The organism is Stenotrophomonas sp. 93052_Sma (assembly GCF_056481145.1).
The window spans coordinates 2845375-2861274 of record NZ_CM151134.1 but is presented as its reverse complement, the minus strand read 5'-3'; the positions used below and the strand labels follow the sequence as shown (position 1 = coordinate 2861274).

Below are 15900 nucleotides of genomic sequence, written 5' to 3'. Positions count from 1 at the left end.
CAGCGGCCGGCTCTACCACAGGGGCGGCGGCGCTGGGTGGCGCCGCCGCAGTCCATCACCCGCGTGCGAACGCCAGCAGGTCGGCGTTGAACCGGTCGGCGTGAGTGACGGTCAGGCCGTGCGGCGCACCGGCGTACACCTTCAACTCGGCGTCCTTGATGATCTGCGAGGACAGCTTGGCTGAGGCATCGAATGGCACGATCTGGTCGTCATCGCCATGCACCACCAGCGCTGGCACATCGATCTTCTTCAGGTCCTCGGTGTAATCCACTTCCGAGAATTCGTGCACGCAGTCGTACTGGCCCTTGACGCCACCGAGCATGCCCTGCAGCCAGAACGAATCACGCATGCCCTGGGTAACGCTGTTGCCGTCGCGGTTGGCGCCGAAGAACGGCGTGGTCAGGTCCTTGAAGAACTGCGAGCGGTCACCGCCGTTGCCCTTGCGGATGCCGTCGAAGACCTCCAGCGGGGTACCGGCCGGGTTGGCATCGGTCTTCAGCATCAGCGGCGGCACGGCGCCGACCAGCACCACCTTGGCCACGCGCTTGCTGCCGTGGCGCCCGATGTAATGGGCCACTTCGCCGCCACCGGTGGAGTGGCCGACCAGGATCGCGTCCTTCAGGTCCAGCGCCTCGAGCACGGCGGCCAGGTCGTCGGCGTAGGTGTCCATGTTGTTGCCGTCCCAGGTCTGGCTGGAGCGGCCGTGGCTGCGACGGTCGTGAGCGATCACGCGGAAGCCGTTCTGGCCCATGAACAGCATCTGCGGGTCCCAGGCATCGGACGACAGCGGCCAGCCGTGCGCGAACACGATCGGCTGGCCGGTACCCCAATCCTTGTAGAAGATGCGCGCGCCGTCGGCGACGGTGACGAAGTTGCTCATTGTGGTTTCCTTGACGGAAGGGAGGGAAGGCGCTGGCGTGGATGCCGGTGCCTTCGGCAGTACAGCGCAGCGCCAGACCGACGACTTGCACGGCTGTGCTGGATTACGCCGGATGTGACGTGTATCGCTCTGGCACGAAGCCGTGCCGGCATCGAGGATGGCGGCAGCCCTGACGAGGAGCCTGCAATGTCGAACGCGTGTTGGAGCCCGCTGTTGTACCTGCTGCTGGCCACGGGGGCGCATGCTCAGACCAACGTCTACAAATGTGTGGACGGGCCGCATCCGGTCTACCAGCAGACGCCGTGCCAGGGGCGCGCGGAATGGCGCTGGGAGGTGCCGGCGGAGCCGTCCTCAACAGGTGCGAGCGCGGCCAAGGCAGCGAGCCCAGCTTCAATGCGTCCGCGTGTGGTGCAGCAGCGGCGTGCGCGGGCTGCAGTGATACCGATCAGCGCGGATCCCGCCGCCTGTGAGCGCGCGGCAGCATCGTGGGAAGGTGCTGGCCAATGGCAAGCGCATGGACTTCGTGCAGCGCCGGCAACTGGACGATGCCGTGCATGAGGCGTGCCGTTGAAATGGAATGGTGCCGGAAACGACAACGGCGCCCGTAGGCGCCGTTGGACGGCACGCCAGGCGCTGGACCTCAGCGACCGTCGCTGGCGGCCGCCGGTGCCGGCGAGGGCACGCTGTCCGGCTTGGGCAGGCTCAGCTCCGGGTTGCCCTGTTCGGCCTGCAGGATCTGGATGCGGCGCTGCAGGGAATCCAGCTGGCTGTTGGTGCTCTGCACGTCGCTGCTCAGGCTGACCGCCTGCTGCTGGGCCTGCTGCAGGGCAGCGCTGACCTGGGCCGACTGTGCCTGCTGCTGTTCCATTTCCTGCTGCAGGGTGCGCAGGCGCTCCTCGTTGTAGGCCACCAGGCGCTCGGTATAGCGCTTGCCGGCTTCCAGTCGGGTGGTGTCGATGTAGACCTGGGCCAGCTGCTCTGACTGCTGCGCGAAGGTGCGGTAGACACGCTCGGCGTTGTCGACGGCATCGGTCTTGATCACCCGCCAGAAGTTCTTCTCCTGGAACAGGGCGACGTAGTAGGTCAGGGTGTTGGCATTGAACAGCAGGCTGGCGCCGTAGTTGCCGTTGTAGGTGGTGCGCAGCTCGGTCAGCTGGCGGGCATCCATCAGCTGCTTGAGCTCGTCAACGGTGTTGCGCACCACCGGTGCGGTACGTGCGGCCGGCTCTGCGGCTGCTTCGCGGTCGCCACGGGCAGCCATCGCCGCCGGTGCCACCAGCATCATGGCCACGGCCAGCAGTGCCGCGCCGCGCGCGTGCCGGGCGAAGACCGCGCCCCCTGAAGTTTCTCGCATGTCTAGACCATCCACGGATGAGTGTGGGTTGAGATGAAGGTGGTTCCCCACCGGGAGTCTAGCATGTGCGCGGGCGCCGCCAAGGGCGCCCGTCACGGGTCAGTAGACCAGCTGTGCGGGCGTGCACTGGATGGACTGGACATGCACATCCGTACGGCCCAGTTCCAGGCCCAGCACCTGCGCCAGCAGCGAGCGCAGCAGGGAGCCGACGCTGTTGAGCAGCGGCTTCAGGACGTCCAGGGCGGGCTTCAGCAGCAAGCACAGCAGGCCCGAACAACTGACCGGGCCATTGCCGGGGGCGGTGACGCCGTCGCCGGCGAACTGGTCCAGGAAGCCGGCATCGGCGGTCTGCAGGTAGGAAGTCAGGTTGTACTTCATGCAGTTGTTGTAGGTGGTGTCATCCAGCGCGCCAATCAGGCTGTTGCACTGCTTGACCAGCAGCCCACCCACAAGCGCTCCCAGTACGCCATCGAGGAGCCCCGAGCCAACCCCGGTCACTGCGTTGCGGAATCCTTGCCAGACCTTGCCGTCGACCATGCAGGTCACCAGCACACAGCTGGTAGGTACCCCCTTGGTGATGTCCCAGTTTCCAAGTGGTTTCAATCCCTGCGTGCTGTCTCCGAATTCCAGCAGCTTGATGGTTGCGTCAACATCGTATCGCTTGCGACCAACGTTGGCTGCTTTCAGGTAGCGATCGGCCAACTGCGCTGCGGTCGAGCCCTGGCTCATGCCATCGTCGCGCGGATCGAGCATGCCGGACAGTACGCGCAGCAGTTCGCTGACCAGCTCGGACACGGCGGTGCCCACCTCCAGGGAGTTGACCTGGGTTGAACCGGTCGCGCCGGCGGGGAGGGTGAGGCTTTGCGTGTCGGTCAGCGTATTGACCTTGATGCTGTCATTGATCAACGGGGCGCCGAGCAGTGTGAGCATCTGTTCCTTCTGCAGGGTGTCGCCACAGACATTCTGCTTGGAGAACCGCTCGCTGTCGGCCACCTTGCCGACGCAGGCGCGCAGCACGGAAGACTCGACCTTGATCGTCGCCGTGGGAGGCGTGCTGCCACATTGCAGGCTGGTCAGGGTCGCCATTGCATTGGTCACGTCCGCATGGACCGGCAGCTTCAGGCGGATGCCCAGCAGTGAAAGCACGCCGCCTGCAACGGGAATGTTGTTGGTGTCGATGTCGAGGAAGACACGGATCTGCGCGTTGTAAGCGCGCGAGCCAACGCCACCGATGGCGATGGAAGGCGGTTCCACCACAGCGGCTTTGGCATTGACCAGGCCCAGCAGGTTGAGTTCATCGACCGAGACCGCACGGCCGCCATTGGCGATGCTGATGCTGGTGCCGATCAGGTCCAGCACATTGACATCGGCCTGCAGCGCGCTGGAAATCGTTCCATCCGGCGCGACCACGCGTGCGAACAGGCCGCCACCGCTGTCATCGGAGCCGAGTTTCACCTCCAGCTGCTTGAGGTCGATGCCCTTCACGACCAGGGCATTTTCCAGTGCACTCAGGTCCACGTGGGCAACGCCCTGCTGGGTGAGCAGGTCAACGGTCGCCTGAAGGATCTTGCCCAGCTTGACCTTGCGGCCGGCCAGCAGATTGTTGAACTCCGCCACGCCCATGTTGACGTCGATCGGAATGCCCAGTGCCTGCAGCAGTCCATTCGGGGTGATATGCGCCTGTGCAAGGCCGTCGTAGCCGAGCAGGGTGGTCTTGTCGAGGTCGGCGCCCACCAGTTTCAGGACATTTCCCAGTGGCGTGTTGCCATTGATGCGCAGCAGTTGCGAGCCGACACTGAAAACCGCCGTGGGTTCTGCACGGCGCGCCACCGCCTGTGCGGTCACGGTCGGCAGGCTGCTGTTCTGCCCGAAGAAGGGAAGCACCGCGCGGCGGGTGATGACACGGACGGCGTTGCGTTGATTCGCTGCATCGACGACCGGGCTGAAGTGCCCTTCGGTGGCACGGGTCACGTTCCAGTTTCCGCAGCGGATTTCCAGGCTTCCTGCGAAGGTGTTCTGGGTGAGTGCGCTCTGCCGCGCAGCACTGTTGTCGCTGTTGTCCGAGGTGCACAGTTCCAGTCGCTGCGCTCCGGCCAGTGCGGCCAGATCAGCGACTTTCTGTGCATCGCGCTTGGCCCAGAACAGGTAACCGATCTCGATCAGGCCCAGCATCGCCAGCAGTGCCAGCATGACCAGCATCATGGTGATCGACATGCCGCCCCGTGGGCGGCTGAAACTGAACTGGCGTGGGCGTTTCATGGCCTACCTCAGCGTCCGGATGAGGATGATCCCTTGGACTTGGCGACATCGGCTTCAAAGAAGTCCGGGATCTCGTGTTCGAAACTCTTCATGTAGCGGGCGTAGCTCAGCGTCGCCTGGTCGCCGAGGATCGGCAGGTGCTGTCCGGCCTGTTGCCCCGATGCCTGCAGGCGGAACAGATTGCGCGTGGTGTCGCCGATCTGGCTGCGGCCGGGCCGCGGGGCTGCAGTGCTGCCGTCGGTGTTGGCCACTGCTGCAGGCGCCGCCTGAGGCACCGGTGCTGGCGGGGCCGCCAGGTCCACGGTGGGCAGTGACTCGGACTGCAGCGGCTGCGAAGCCGACGCAGCCGGCGTGCTGCCGCCAAGCATCTGCCCGGTCAGCGGCTGTTGCTGCGCCTGCACGGCGGCGGCTGGCAGCAGGCAGATCAGAACGGGCAGCAGGCGTCGGGTCAGGGGCGTCGCGGTCATGGTGTGTTCCCGTTCGGGTGGTCGGAGGCGCTGAAGCGTTCCAGCATCGAGGGCGGCAGGCGCTGCGGATCGCGTTCATCGCGGCTGTCGCGGCGCGGTTCCGCCGCCAGTCGCGTGGCGCCGGGCGGGTTGCCGGCGGCATCGCTGGCGAGAGCACGGGCAGCGGCCGGCACGACTGCGGCGGCTGCCGCTGCGGCTTGGCGCTGCTGCAGGCGGGCACGGATCTGCGCCGCCTGCTGCTGGATGCTGAACCGGGTCTCGTCGTTGAGGTTCGCTTGCTGGGCGAGGCGTTCGGCAGTGGCGGTGTCGCCCCGCAGTACCGCCCAGAGGGCGAGGTTGGCGGTGGCCTTGGCATTGCCCGGCGACAGCTCCAGCGCCTTGGCCAGGGGTTCGCGCGCGCTCGAACTGCCCGGCGCGCAGCCGCGCATAGCCCAGGTCGCCGAGATAACTTGTATTCAATGGCTGCAGTTCGGTCGCCCGCGCCAACGCCTGCTCACTGCCGGCGTCGTCGTCGCGGCGCGCGGCAATCAGGCCCAGGCCATGGGCGGCCGCGGCGGCCTGGGGGCCACTGGAAAGATCGCGGTACAGGGTGACCGCGGCATCGGCCTGGCCGGTCTCGCGCAGCGCGTCGGCCTGCAGCAGGCGCAACGCCGGCGGATCGCCGTAGCGCTGGCGGAAGGCGTCGACGTGGGCGAGCGAGGCATACCATGCGCCTTGCTGCTGCATGCGCTCGATCAGCTCCAGGTAGGCATTGCGGCTGTCCTGCGGTGCCGGTTCGGGCGCGGCCAGGCTGGGCGCGCGCAGGTACTTCGGCGTGGTCGATGCACAGCCGCTGGCGCCGGCAACGGCAGCCAGGGCAACAATCAGGCAGGAAGTGCGCAGGGCAGGCATCAGGGGGACCCCATCTTGGACATGGTGGTGGCCAGCGCGACCAGCGCCGGACCGGCAAGGACCAGCATCAACGCTGGCAGCAGGGTCAGCATCATCACCACGGTCATCTTCACCGAGAGCTTGCCGACCTTTTCCTTCAGCGTGTTGCGACGCTGTTCGCGCAGGCGGATGCTGAACTGCCGCAGGGGCTCCTGCACCGCGCCGCCATGGGCGTGCACCTGCAGGATCAGCTGCATCAGGCTGGTCAGGTCATCGTCGGCATAGACCTCGCTCAGCCGGCGCAGGGACTGTGCGCGCGTGCGGCCGTGGGTATAGGCGATGTTGGCCTCCTGCAGCTCGCCGCCGAGGACCGGCAATGCATCGCGCAGCTTGTCGCCGAGCGTCTGCAGGCTCTGGTCCATGCTGAAGCCCACGCCCTGCAGCAGACGCAGCAGGTCGATCAGCAGCGGCAGCTCGTTGTCGACCGCTCGTCGGCGCCGTTTCACCCAGGAGGAGAGAACGAACTTGGGCAGCAGCAGGCCGGCGGCGAGGGCGCCGATGATCACCATGATCCTGGCCAGCCCGGTGACGCTGCTGAATGTCAGCACCAGTACCAGCACCAGCACGGCCAGCAGCAGGCGCAGGCCGAGGTAGATGGCCGTACCGCGGCGGGTGTTCCACCCGGCCAGATCCAACAGCAGCCGGTCTTCATTGGCCAGCAATGCCGTTTCCAGCCGGCCGCCGCTGAGGGCACGGCCGAAGCGTTCCAGCCAGCCCAGCGAATCGTGCCGCGCAGGCTCGGTGTCACGGGACGCCTCGCGCGGCTGCAGGGCGGTCTTCAAGGTGGCCGTTGTACGTTGCTCACGATGGCTGCGTACCCAGCCGCCGATACCGAGCAGGGCGATACCGGCGGCCAGCACGAGCAGGGAGAGGGCGAACCAGGCGCTGGCGCTCATCGGTTGTCTCCGGCGGGGCGAAGGGGGTTCATAGGGACTTGGCCAGGCGATACAGCAGGAAGCCACCGACAAGTTCCATGCCCAGTGCAAGCAGCAGGATCTTGTGGCCCAGCGGATCGTGCAGCACCGGCTGGAAGAAGTCCGGGCTGGTGATCGCCATCAATACCGCGCAGGCCGGTGGCAACAGGCCCAGCACCCACGCTGACATCCGCGTCTCCGAGGTGGTCGCTGCAAGCTCCTGCTGGGCCTGTTCCAGATCGCGCATGAAATCGCCCATGCGCTGCAGGATCTGGTCGGAGCGCCCGCCGATGCGCACGCTGACACCGATCACCACCGACAACACCTTCAGCACATCCATGCGATAGGGATGCGAGGCCTGTGCGAGTGCACGGTCCAGCTCCATGCCGCTGCGTGCAAAGCGCACCGTGGTGTCCAGCAGCCCGCGCAACGGCGCGCTCGTCTGCATCGACGCAACCTGGAACGCGGCCTGCAGGCTGTTGCCCAGTGCGGTCAGCCGCACCAGGTTGTCGAGGAAGTCCGGCAGCTGATGCAGCAGTTGCGCACGCAGCTTCGTGGTCCGCCGCATCACCCACAGCCAGCAGCCAAGCAGGTACAGCAGCAGGGTCAGCGGAAACATCCATGCGGTGCCCAGCCGCAGCATCGCCACCACCGACAGTACCAGCCCCGGTACCAGCAGCATGATGGGAATTTTCCAGCCGGTCTGCAGCCCTGCGCGCTGCAGCAGGCCATCCAGCGGCAGCACGCGGCGCCCGGCGCTGGCGGGCCGCGCCGGGTCGTTGGCAGCGGTGACGGACGGCCCGGCGGGTGCTGCGCCCGTGGCGCTTCCGCGCGAAAGCTGCTGCTCGGCGTGCCGCATTGAAACCTGGCGCTGCTCACGGCTGCTGGCCGTGCCCCACAGCCAGGCTGCCAGCGCCAGCAGCACCGCGATGATGCTCAGCATGCCCAGCAGCGCGCCGGTTCCCATGCTCAGAAGTCTCCGTAGAGCGATTCGCGCAGCTGCTGGCGGAACGGCTCCAGCTTGTGCGAGTGCGGATGGAAGCCCAGCCCGACCCAGCGATCGATCTCTTTGCCGTTGCCGTCGATCTGCAGCTCGTGGCGGAACATTTCCTGGGTGGTGATCAGGTTGTCGCTGACTCCGGTGATCTCGGTGATCGAGACCAGCACGCGGCGCCCGCTGCCCAGGCGCGAGATCTGCACGATGAAGTCGATGGCACTGGCGATCTGCCGGCGCAGGCTGTCCTCGCTGCCCTGGAAGCCAGCAAAGCCGGCCAGCATCTCGATCCGGTACAGGCAGTCGCGGGGCGAATTGGCGTGGATGGTGGCCATCGAGCCGTCGTGGCCGGTGTTCATCGCCTGCAGCATTTCCAGCACCTCGGCACCGCGCACCTCGCCGACGACGATGCGGTCGGGGCGCATGCGCAGACTGTTGCGGACCAGATCGCGGATGCTGACCGCACCGTGCCCTTCGGCGCCGCCGATACGGCTTTCCAGGCGAACTACATGCGGGTGGTTGAGCGAGAGCTCGGCGGTGTCTTCGACGGTGATCACGCGCTCGTTCGCGGGGACGTAGCTGGCCAGGGCGTTCAGCAGCGAGGTCTTGCCCGAGCTGGTGCCGCCGGACACCAGGATGTTGCAGCGACCCAGTACCATCGCCTTCAGCAAGGCCTGCATCGGCGCATCGAAGGTGCCCTTGGCCAGCAGTTCATCGGGGGTGAACGGGTCCTTGCGGAACTTGCGGATGGACACCATCGGTCCATCCACCGCCAGTGGCGAGATGATCGCGTTGAGACGGCCGCCGTTGGGCAGGCGCGCATCGACCATCGGATTGGAGTCATCCAGGCGGCGCCCAAGCGGGGCGAGGATGCGGCGCAGGATGCGCAGCAGATGCGTATCGTCGGTGAAGCGCTGGGTGGCCCGCTTGAGCTGGCCGCCCTGGGACACGTGCACATCCTTGAAACCGTTGATCAGGATGTCTTCGATGGACGGGTCGTGCAGCAGGTCGTCCAGCGGGCCGAAGCCGGTCAGCTCCTTGACCAGGCCGTCGGCGACCACCTGCATCTCCTCTTCGTTGATCGGGATGCGCCACTCCTGGATGAAGCCCACCGTCTGCACCTGCACCCAGCGGGCGATGGTGTCGGGGGCCCAGGAATCGATGTCGATGCGCTCGTCCTCGATGCTGTTGAGCAGGTGCTCATGCGCGGCCGACAGCACCTTCTGGTACTGCTCGGTCTGCGCGAACGGCTGATGGCCCGGCGAGCTTTCGGGCAGCACCGGCCGGGCAACGGCATGCGGGAACGGGGTTACCTTGTCTTCCATTGCGATCCACCCAGGGCAAGGGAGAGTCTTTCCCGCAGGCCCTGCGCCTGGACCGGGCAGGCAGCCGGATCCAGGCGCGAAACCAGCGGGGCGAGGGCACGCAGGTAGGGGTCGCGCGGCGCATCCTGCAGCAGCAGGTGGCCCTGGCTGGCAGCCAGGCGCACGCGCGGTCGTTCGGGAAGCGTGGCCAGCAGGGGAACCTCGAAGCGGCGCGCGATCTGCTCCGGGCCCATGCCGCTGCTGTCATCGTGGCGGTTGATCACCAGCTGCAGGCGCTTCTCGCGTTCGCGCTGGCCGGCAAGATGCTTCAGTGCCTGGTCGAGCGACACCAGTGTGGCAATGGAGGCATCGGTGACCAGCCAGATCTCGTCGGCCTGGTCCAGCAGCAGCGGCGGCAGCTGACGCAGCGGGCAGCCACCGGCATCACACAGCACGCTGGCGAACACGGTGCGCAGGCGCTGCAGCAGCGCACCCGGATCGGACGGCGGTACCGCATCGCTGCCGCTGGCGCGGTCCAGCAGCACCAGTCCGGAATCGTGACGGGCCATGGCCGTACGGGCGAGGGTGGCGTCGATGCGGCTGGCGTTGCGCAGCGCGTCTTCGTAGTGGAAGCGGCTGTCCAGGTTGAGGTACAGGGCGAGGTCGCCCGAAGGCTGGGCCAGCTCCATCAGCAGGCCATCCTGCTGCAGTGCCTCGCCCTGTGCCAGTGCACGGGTCTGCTGTGCCAGCACCGAAAGATGCGCGGCCAGCGTACTGGTGCCGACCCCGGCGCGCACGCCCAGCAGGACGATCAGGCGGGCCTTGTGCGCCTGCTGCGCGGCGGCAGCCGGTCGTGGTGACAGGGCGCGACGCAGCGCGGCCTCGATGCCGACGTTGTCGCTGTCCAGGTCCAGCACATCACGCAGGCCCGCCCGCAATGCGATGACAACGCCTTCCACCTGGCCGGCACTGGTGGCACCGACCGCAACCAATGCCAGATCCGGCTCGGTCTGCTGCAGTTGCTGCGCCAGCACGCTGGAGGCGGCCGCATGTTCCGGGCGGAAGTCGAGCAGCACAAGGCTCTGCGGCCCGCGTTGCAGGTCCTGGGCGGAGGTCGGCGTGCTGCTGTCCTGCCAGTGCAGGGTGGTGGTTGGCGGCAGTTTCGCCGCCAGCCGGGGCAGCAGTTCGCGATCCATTCCGTACAGGACCAGGTTCATCGGCGGTCCTTGCGGATGCAGCGGCTGGGCAGTGGCGTAGGGCATGGGCGTGGTATCGCAGGCATCATGGAATCAGCGTGAGAAGCCGGGCACCGGGTCCTGGCTGATCGGACCCAGCAGCCAGGCGCCCCATTCGGGCATGTGCGGCTTGGCCTCGCGGTCGCCGGGCAGCGGCAGCTCGGTGTTGCGTGCCAGAGGCTTCACCAGGCGTGGCGTGACGATGATCACCAGTTCCTTGTCCTGGCGCTTGTAGTCGAAGTTGCGGAAGAACGAGCCGATGATCGGCAGGTCACCCAGCAGCGGGATCTTGCCGACGCTGGAAACCACGTTGGAACTGACCAGGCCACCGATCACGAAGCTCTCGCCATCGCCCAGTTCGACCGTGGTATCGGCGCGGCGGGTGGTGATGGAGGGAATCTGCACGCCGTTGAGCGCGATGGCGTTGCTGTAGTCCAGGTCGCTGGCTTCCGGTGCGACTTTCAGGGCGATGCGGTTCGGTGCCAGTACCGTCGGTGTCACGGTCAGGCCGATGCCGAAGGGCTTGTAGGTGATGGTGGTGGTGCCCAGCCCCTGCGGTTCCAGGATCGGCAGCTCGCCGCCGGCCAGGAAACTGGCGCTCTGCCCGGACAGCGCGACCAGTGTCGGTTCGGCCAGCACACGCGCCATGCCATTGCTCTGCAGCAGGTCGACGTCGGCATTCCACAGGCCCTTGGTCGAGCCGAACACCAGGCGGAAGGCCGAAGAAATGGGCGATTCGGCTTCGTTGCCGGAGTTGCCTTCCTTCATGCCGGGCAGGATGCCGGTGTTGCCCGGCAGCTGGCCGCCCGGGCGGGCGAAGCCGTAGGCGAAGTTGCCATTGCGGTTCTGGAAGCTGATGCCGATCTGCTTCAGTGCGGTCTTGTTGAACTCGACCACCTTGACCTCGACCTGGACCACGCCGCCGCTGCTCACCGTGGATGCGTCGGCAAGCAGGCCATCCTTGCCCAGGGCCATGGCAGCAGTCTTCTGCTCCTGCATGTGCGACAGCACGCTCTCGGTGCTTCCCTGCAGCAGGCCCTGATTGTCCTGCTGGGTGAATACCAGCCCGTTCGCGCCGGCGTCGGCCGCACCCTGCACCGCACTTTGTACCCGCACCTGCAGGCGCTGTGGTTCGGTTTGCTTGCGGTGCCAGAGCAGGAGCGTGGTGGTGCCCGGCGCCTTGCCGACCAGCAGGGCCTGGCGCTGGCCGCGCAGCATCACGATATCGGCCACGCCCGGATCGGCAATGGCGACCCGCTCCAGATCGCCCGGCAGCGTCCAGGGGCGCTGCTCACGCGCCTGCAGCACCAGGTCGTCGGCGGCCACGCTTGTCGCCGGTGCCAGCAGCACCAGCAGCAGGGCCAGCCAGCGCTGGCGGGGGGAAGGGCGTGGACTGCGGCGACGTTCGGTCATGGATGCGCTCGATGCAGGTCAAAGGGAACCACGGGGGGCGGAGCTGTCACCTCGGATGATTTCGATGCCCGATGCGCGTGGGGCGCTGCGCCGTGGTGCGGGTGCGCGTGCCGGGGCATCCTGGGTGCTGCGCGCGGGCGCGTTGCTGCGGCCGGCCAATGCATCGCCGTCGATGCCGGCGAAGGCGTGATTCTCTGGCCGCTGCAGCGCAAGCTGCTGTTCCGCATCCAGGCCACGCAGGGGATCAATCACCCCGCGTGCCTGCGGGAACAGCGCCAGATCGGGCTGGCCGGAATCGGCAGGGTTGCGCAGGGCGAGGAACAGCTTGCCCTGCTGCGCACCCAGCAGCAGCCGGTTGGCATCGGCCACCGGCACCGCCAGTACCGCGCTGCGTGCCGGCTGGGCGGTCCCGCTGCCCGTGTTCTGGGTGCTGCTGCTTCCGGTGATGTCGGCGGCGCGTGGATCGTTGCGGCCATCGGCCTCGTTGCTGGCAACAGCGTCATGGTTGGCCGGGGCGATGTCCTGCTGGCCATAGCTGAGCACGCGCAGGCGCGACAGCAGCAGGCGCGTCTGTGCTGCGTCGGCCGGGCCGCTGGCAGTGGATTGGGCATTGCGCAGGTTGAGGAACACGTCGACGAAATCACCGGGCAGGATGCGGTTGCCGGCCCCCACCAGCTCGTCGACCGGGACCGCCAGTGCGCGTTCCCCGGGGCGCAGCTGCAGCGAGAATCCCTGCGCGAGTGCGTTGCTGCTGATCGCCGTGCCTTCGGCGATGTCCTGCACCGGCACCTTTCCGACCACGGCGGAAATGCTGGTGGCGGCACCGGAAACCGGGGCGCTGCGCTGTGCGAGACGCAGTCCGTTGGCAGAGATCGGTTCGCCAGCCGGCAGTCGCGCCACCGCTTCCACCACGGTGATCGCCTGGGCTTCGCTCTGCGTCATCGGGGCAACCGTGGCCGGTGCGGCCGGCTTGCGCCCGATCATCAAGGCGATCACCGCCAGCAGCACGGCCAGCCCGATCAGGGCGACGGCAGCAATGCGGGTCAACTTGAGCATGGAACCGTCTCCTGTACCGAACGTCAGTTGCCGCTGCCGAGGTCGAGCTGAGCGACCGCGACGCTGCGGATGGGAGCCCGCATCACCCACTTGTAAAGCGTGGCCGTGCCTGGCAGGAAGGGATGGCTTGCGTAGTCGTAGCTGACCGTCACGGTCATGCACTGGGCGCTGGCCAGTCCGGCGCAGGGGGCCTGCGCGGAGACCAGAATGGCGTTGTTTCCGCCATTGCTGCAGTCGACCGGCTGACCCGAGAAGTTCAGCAGCCACTGCATCGAACTACGCGCTGCAACGCAGGCGGCAGTACGGCGTTCGTTGGCGCTGCCATAGCGCAGCGATGCACGTGCACCCTCGGCCGAGGCGGTTGCCAACGTCTGCTGGGCCGCCATGATCATTACGCCGGAGAACGTGAACAGCAGCAGCGGCAGCAGGCCCAGCATCAACATCAGCGCGAACTCGATGCTGGCCGCGCCACGTTGCCGGCGTCGGTTGTGGATGTTCATGCCACGCCTCCGTACGTGCTGATGAGGACCCAGGCGATGGCGGATACCGCCAGGTAGGCGGCGTAGGGAATGCCTTGGCGTCCCTGGCGGGCGCTCTGCATCCCGCGCAGCGCCGGGTGCGAATGCCATTGCGAACTTGCCCGATGCATATGGGCTTGAAGGCCGATGGGCAGTACTGGACCCAACCGTCGCGATACCAGCACCAGTGCGGCATGTGCGCCCGCGGCCAGGCTGGCCGCGATCCAGATCGGCAGTAGTGCCTGCCAGCCCAGCATCAATCCCAGTACCGAAAAGAATTTGACATCACCGGCGCCCATCCAGCGCACTGCATGGAAAGGCAGCAATGCGACCAGGCCGAGCGCCGCGCCGGCAACGTGGGAAGCCCACGGCAGGCGCGGCGCGTTGAACTGTCCGGCGATGAGCACGACAACGGTGATCGCGCATGCGGACAGCAGCCAGGCGTTGGGCACCCGACGGGCGTACAGATCGCTGATCGCGATCCGCAGGCACACACCGATGGCCAGCAATCCCAGCAGTGTCATCGCACCCTCCATTGTCCGTCAGTGGACGGTCAGCCGCCGCCTTCTGCAATGAGCCGCAAGCGCAGCCTACGGCTGCGCGCGGTCCCGGTCAGTTCCCGCCGGCAGGCGGTGCTGCACTACCGGAGGCCTTGGTGGCCAATGCGGAGAGATTGGTGAACAGGGTCTCGAAGAAGGACTTGATCTGCGCATTGCCGACCGCGATCAGGATGCCGGCAATCACAGCCGCCAGCAGGCCGTACTCGAGTGCGGTAACGCCATCTTCTTCCTTCAGGAACTTGCGGATCGATGCGTTCATGACGTTTGTCTCCCTCTACCTGTCTGCTACAGGACACCTGTTGGGCGGTGGCCCGGCTCCGCCGGGATCGTCCGTGGACCTCCGCACGTCCTGGCGGAGGAGGCACGGCGGGATGGACCCGCTGTGCTCAAGCAGGGTGATCGTTTCCAGGCGGGACGCCGTTCGCGCAACCGCGACCGCGCGGCGCGGGGCCGGTGGTCGACGTGTCGAGCGATACGTGCATGGTCATGCTGTCCCCCTGGGTGCGGTCATTATCAAAGACCGGATCACCGTGTTATCGACTTTGCCTGAATGGCGGCCGGCTGCAACCGGAACCTATATGCAAATTCGGCAGAATCCCATTGCTCCTTAATTTTCAAGCCGGGTTCTGTGACGGAAATCCGTTCGCCCGCACAACGATTCATCGACGTGCAGATAATGTGAGGCAGGCTTCAGGTCGCATGCGAAAACTGTGCCAGACGCGACAATCTGATTTTCACCTCTGTATCCATCTTATTCAACGCGGTGCAGATGTTTACCCCGTTGAATTATCGGGCATACTCGCATTCAAGTACTCGCGTTTCTTTTGGGGTGCGCACCTTGGCGGCGCGCATCCCGGTGATGGAAGAGATTCCATGAGAGGTGCGCGCCCTGTCAGGCAGTGGGGGCCGTACCGCACGGCGGATAATCGGGGGGACGACACTGTCATGGTCGATGGTGGGGTAGGAGACAGCGACGACAGCGGCCTGCGGTCGATCGACCTGGCGACGCTGAGCGGCGTGCTTCGTGTATGTGATGTCGAACTGCTTCTGCTCGATGGCAATGGGCCGCGGGCGGCCTTCGCGTCACGCGTGCACGAGGAGGCGTTGTTCTGCAGCATCAGCTGTGGATTCCATTGCCGTGGACGTTTCATGCTGCCGCCGGACTGGGCGATGCTGGGGTATCTGCATGCGACCGATGAAACCCTGAGCTGGTGCCATGGCGTACCGCTTGCCCCTGGGATGGCGCTGACCGTGATGCCCGAGGGCATCAGCGAGTTCACCCTGAGCCCGGGCACGCACATGACCCTGATGCTGGTGCCGGTGGCACGGGTGCAACGCAAGCTGACCGAACTGAGCCTGCGCAGCACGCCGCCGGCCGGACAGGCGCTTTCACTGTTCAATCTCACCAGCGAGGCCGCCCCGCTGGCACAGCATTACCAGCAGCTGCACCTGCAGCTGGGCCAGGGCACGGGCCTGCAGCCGGAAGAAACCGAGCGGCTGCTGCACGAACACGTGCAGGCACTGCTGGGTGCGGGTTCCGCCGAACGCCCGGGTTGCAGCCGTGCGCGGCGCACGCATTATCTGATCGCACAGCGGGCGGAAAACTTCATGCGCCTCAACCTGCGCCGCAATATCTACATGAATGAGATCTGCGACGCTGCCGGTGTCAGTGAGCGTGGGCTGCGCTACGCGTTCGAGGACCTGTTCGGTACGTCGCCCAATCGTTACCTGTCGATGCTGCGCCTGTGCGCAGCCTGCCGCAGCCTGTCGATGGCCGATTCCAGCCGCCGTTCGGTCAAGGCCATCGCCCTCAGTTGTGGCCTGTGGGACCTGTCGCGTTTCGCCGACAACTACCGCAAGGTCTTCGGTGAACTGCCGCGTGACACGCTGATGCGCGCACCCGCGCAGATCGGCCAGCCCGCCTGATCCAGGCCCCATAAGGGTTTCCCGGCGGTTCCTGCCGGAATTGCATATCCGCTTGCCGATATGGTTGCCGCTTCTGCATAACCGGCTGCC

14 protein-coding genes and 2 pseudogenes are annotated in these 15900 nt (G+C 66.5%); 2 read left to right on the top strand and 14 right to left on the bottom strand.

The genetic code is table 11. The features are described from left to right. Nucleotides 1-55: 55 nt before the first annotated feature. Nucleotides 56-880, bottom strand: a complete 825-nt coding sequence (locus ACZK2V_RS13340) for an alpha/beta fold hydrolase (protein ID WP_486322474.1) — start codon at nucleotides 878-880, stop codon at nucleotides 56-58. Nucleotides 881-1066: 186 nt separating this feature from the next. Here ACZK2V_RS13340 and ACZK2V_RS13335 point away from each other — a divergent pair. Then, a pseudogene (locus ACZK2V_RS13335) lies at nucleotides 1067-1451 on the top strand (hypothetical protein). Between the two features lie 69 nt (nucleotides 1452-1520). Here the strand turns inward: ACZK2V_RS13335 and ACZK2V_RS13330 are convergent. The 13 genes and pseudogenes from ACZK2V_RS13330 to ACZK2V_RS13270 all read right to left on the bottom strand — a co-directional run bounded on the left by ACZK2V_RS13330 (nucleotide 1521) and on the right by ACZK2V_RS13270 (nucleotide 14143). Next, on the bottom strand, nucleotides 1521-2234 hold the full coding sequence (locus ACZK2V_RS13330) for a DUF2968 domain-containing protein (RefSeq protein WP_043402505.1): 714 nt from the start codon (nucleotides 2232-2234) through the stop codon (nucleotides 1521-1523). Between the two features lie 99 nt (nucleotides 2235-2333). Further along, a complete protein-coding gene (locus ACZK2V_RS13325; protein ID WP_121503516.1) occupies nucleotides 2334-4493 on the bottom strand; it encodes a TadG family pilus assembly protein in 2160 nt (719 codons plus the stop codon). 8 nt (nucleotides 4494-4501) lie between these two features. Then, entirely contained in the window at nucleotides 4502-4960 is a 459-nt protein-coding gene (locus tag ACZK2V_RS13320; protein ID WP_032128080.1) for a DUF3613 domain-containing protein, read from the bottom strand. Beyond that, nucleotides 4957-5851 (bottom strand): annotated as a pseudogene (locus ACZK2V_RS13315) (tetratricopeptide repeat protein). The gene ACZK2V_RS13320 and the pseudogene ACZK2V_RS13315 overlap by 4 nt, the downstream one beginning before the upstream one ends. Further along, nucleotides 5851-6786 (bottom strand): type II secretion system F family protein, encoded by a 936-nt coding sequence (locus ACZK2V_RS13310; RefSeq protein WP_032128078.1) that lies wholly within the window; start codon nucleotides 6784-6786, stop codon nucleotides 5851-5853. The pseudogene ACZK2V_RS13315 and the gene ACZK2V_RS13310 overlap by 1 nt, the downstream one beginning before the upstream one ends. A 28-nt stretch (nucleotides 6787-6814) precedes the next feature. Then, nucleotides 6815-7771 carry a type II secretion system F family protein gene (locus tag ACZK2V_RS13305; RefSeq protein WP_486322473.1) on the bottom strand — a complete coding sequence of 319 codons (957 nt, stop codon included), beginning with the start codon at nucleotides 7769-7771 and terminating at the stop codon, nucleotides 6815-6817. 2 nt (nucleotides 7772-7773) lie between these two features. Then, entirely contained in the window at nucleotides 7774-9123 is a 1350-nt protein-coding gene (locus tag ACZK2V_RS13300) for a TadA family conjugal transfer-associated ATPase (protein ID WP_049398477.1), read from the bottom strand. Continuing rightward, nucleotides 9108-10364 carry a CpaE/TadZ family protein gene (locus ACZK2V_RS13295; RefSeq protein ID WP_071229090.1) on the bottom strand — a complete coding sequence of 419 codons (1257 nt, stop codon included), beginning with the start codon at nucleotides 10362-10364 and terminating at the stop codon, nucleotides 9108-9110. Before ACZK2V_RS13295 ends, ACZK2V_RS13300 begins: the two co-directional genes overlap by 16 nt. Nucleotides 10365-10391: 27 nt before the next feature. Next, nucleotides 10392-11750, bottom strand: coding sequence for a type II and III secretion system protein family protein (locus ACZK2V_RS13290; protein WP_049398479.1), 1359 nt, complete (start codon nucleotides 11748-11750; stop codon nucleotides 10392-10394). An 18-nt stretch (nucleotides 11751-11768) separates the two neighbouring features. Continuing rightward, nucleotides 11769-12806 (bottom strand): Flp pilus assembly protein CpaB, encoded by a 1038-nt coding sequence (gene cpaB / locus ACZK2V_RS13285; RefSeq protein WP_486322472.1) that lies wholly within the window; start codon nucleotides 12804-12806, stop codon nucleotides 11769-11771. 23 nt (nucleotides 12807-12829) lie between these two features. Next, complete coding sequence (locus ACZK2V_RS13280) at nucleotides 12830-13306, bottom strand: TadE/TadG family type IV pilus assembly protein (RefSeq protein ID WP_049398481.1); 477 nt, start codon at nucleotides 13304-13306, stop codon at nucleotides 12830-12832. Beyond that, on the bottom strand, nucleotides 13303-13848 hold the full coding sequence (locus tag ACZK2V_RS13275; protein ID WP_032128071.1) for an A24 family peptidase: 546 nt from the start codon (nucleotides 13846-13848) through the stop codon (nucleotides 13303-13305). The genes ACZK2V_RS13280 and ACZK2V_RS13275 overlap by 4 nt, the downstream gene beginning before the upstream one ends. A gap of 88 nt (nucleotides 13849-13936) precedes the next feature. After that, the gene (locus tag ACZK2V_RS13270; protein ID WP_126927984.1) at nucleotides 13937-14143 is read right to left on the bottom strand and encodes a Flp family type IVb pilin; all 207 of its coding nucleotides are present in this window, start codon (nucleotides 14141-14143) and stop codon (nucleotides 13937-13939) included. 686 nt (nucleotides 14144-14829) lie between these two features. Here ACZK2V_RS13270 and ACZK2V_RS13265 point away from each other — a divergent pair. Further along, nucleotides 14830-15810: an AraC family transcriptional regulator gene (locus ACZK2V_RS13265; protein ID WP_486322471.1), complete on the top strand. Its 981-nt coding sequence runs from the start codon at nucleotides 14830-14832 to the stop codon at nucleotides 15808-15810. Nucleotides 15811-15900 lie beyond the last annotated feature (90 nt).

Coding starts and splice junctions, on each gene's coding strand:
- ACZK2V_RS13340 (WP_486322474.1), bottom strand. CDS start 880: ATGAGCAACTTCGTCACCGTCGCCGACGGCGCGCGCATCTTCTACAAG.
- ACZK2V_RS13330 (WP_043402505.1), bottom strand. CDS start 2,234: ATGCGAGAAACTTCAGGGGGCGCGGTCTTCGCCCGGCACGCGCGCGGC.
- ACZK2V_RS13325 (WP_121503516.1), bottom strand. CDS start 4,493: ATGAAACGCCCACGCCAGTTCAGTTTCAGCCGCCCACGGGGCGGCATG.
- ACZK2V_RS13320 (WP_032128080.1), bottom strand. CDS start 4,960: ATGACCGCGACGCCCCTGACCCGACGCCTGCTGCCCGTTCTGATCTGC.
- ACZK2V_RS13310 (WP_032128078.1), bottom strand. CDS start 6,786: ATGAGCGCCAGCGCCTGGTTCGCCCTCTCCCTGCTCGTGCTGGCCGCC.
- ACZK2V_RS13305 (WP_486322473.1), bottom strand. CDS start 7,771: ATGGGAACCGGCGCGCTGCTGGGCATGCTGAGCATCATCGCGGTGCTG.
- ACZK2V_RS13300 (WP_049398477.1), bottom strand. CDS start 9,123: ATGGAAGACAAGGTAACCCCGTTCCCGCATGCCGTTGCCCGGCCGGTG.
- ACZK2V_RS13295 (WP_071229090.1), bottom strand. CDS start 10,364: ATGCCCTACGCCACTGCCCAGCCGCTGCATCCGCAAGGACCGCCGATG.
- ACZK2V_RS13290 (WP_049398479.1), bottom strand. CDS start 11,750: ATGACCGAACGTCGCCGCAGTCCACGCCCTTCCCCCCGCCAGCGCTGG.
- cpaB (WP_486322472.1), bottom strand. CDS start 12,806: ATGCTCAAGTTGACCCGCATTGCTGCCGTCGCCCTGATCGGGCTGGCC.
- ACZK2V_RS13280 (WP_049398481.1), bottom strand. CDS start 13,306: ATGAACATCCACAACCGACGCCGGCAACGTGGCGCGGCCAGCATCGAG.
- ACZK2V_RS13275 (WP_032128071.1), bottom strand. CDS start 13,848: ATGACACTGCTGGGATTGCTGGCCATCGGTGTGTGCCTGCGGATCGCG.
- ACZK2V_RS13270 (WP_126927984.1), bottom strand. CDS start 14,143: ATGAACGCATCGATCCGCAAGTTCCTGAAGGAAGAAGATGGCGTTACC.
- ACZK2V_RS13265 (WP_486322471.1), top strand. CDS start 14,830: ATGGTCGATGGTGGGGTAGGAGACAGCGACGACAGCGGCCTGCGGTCG.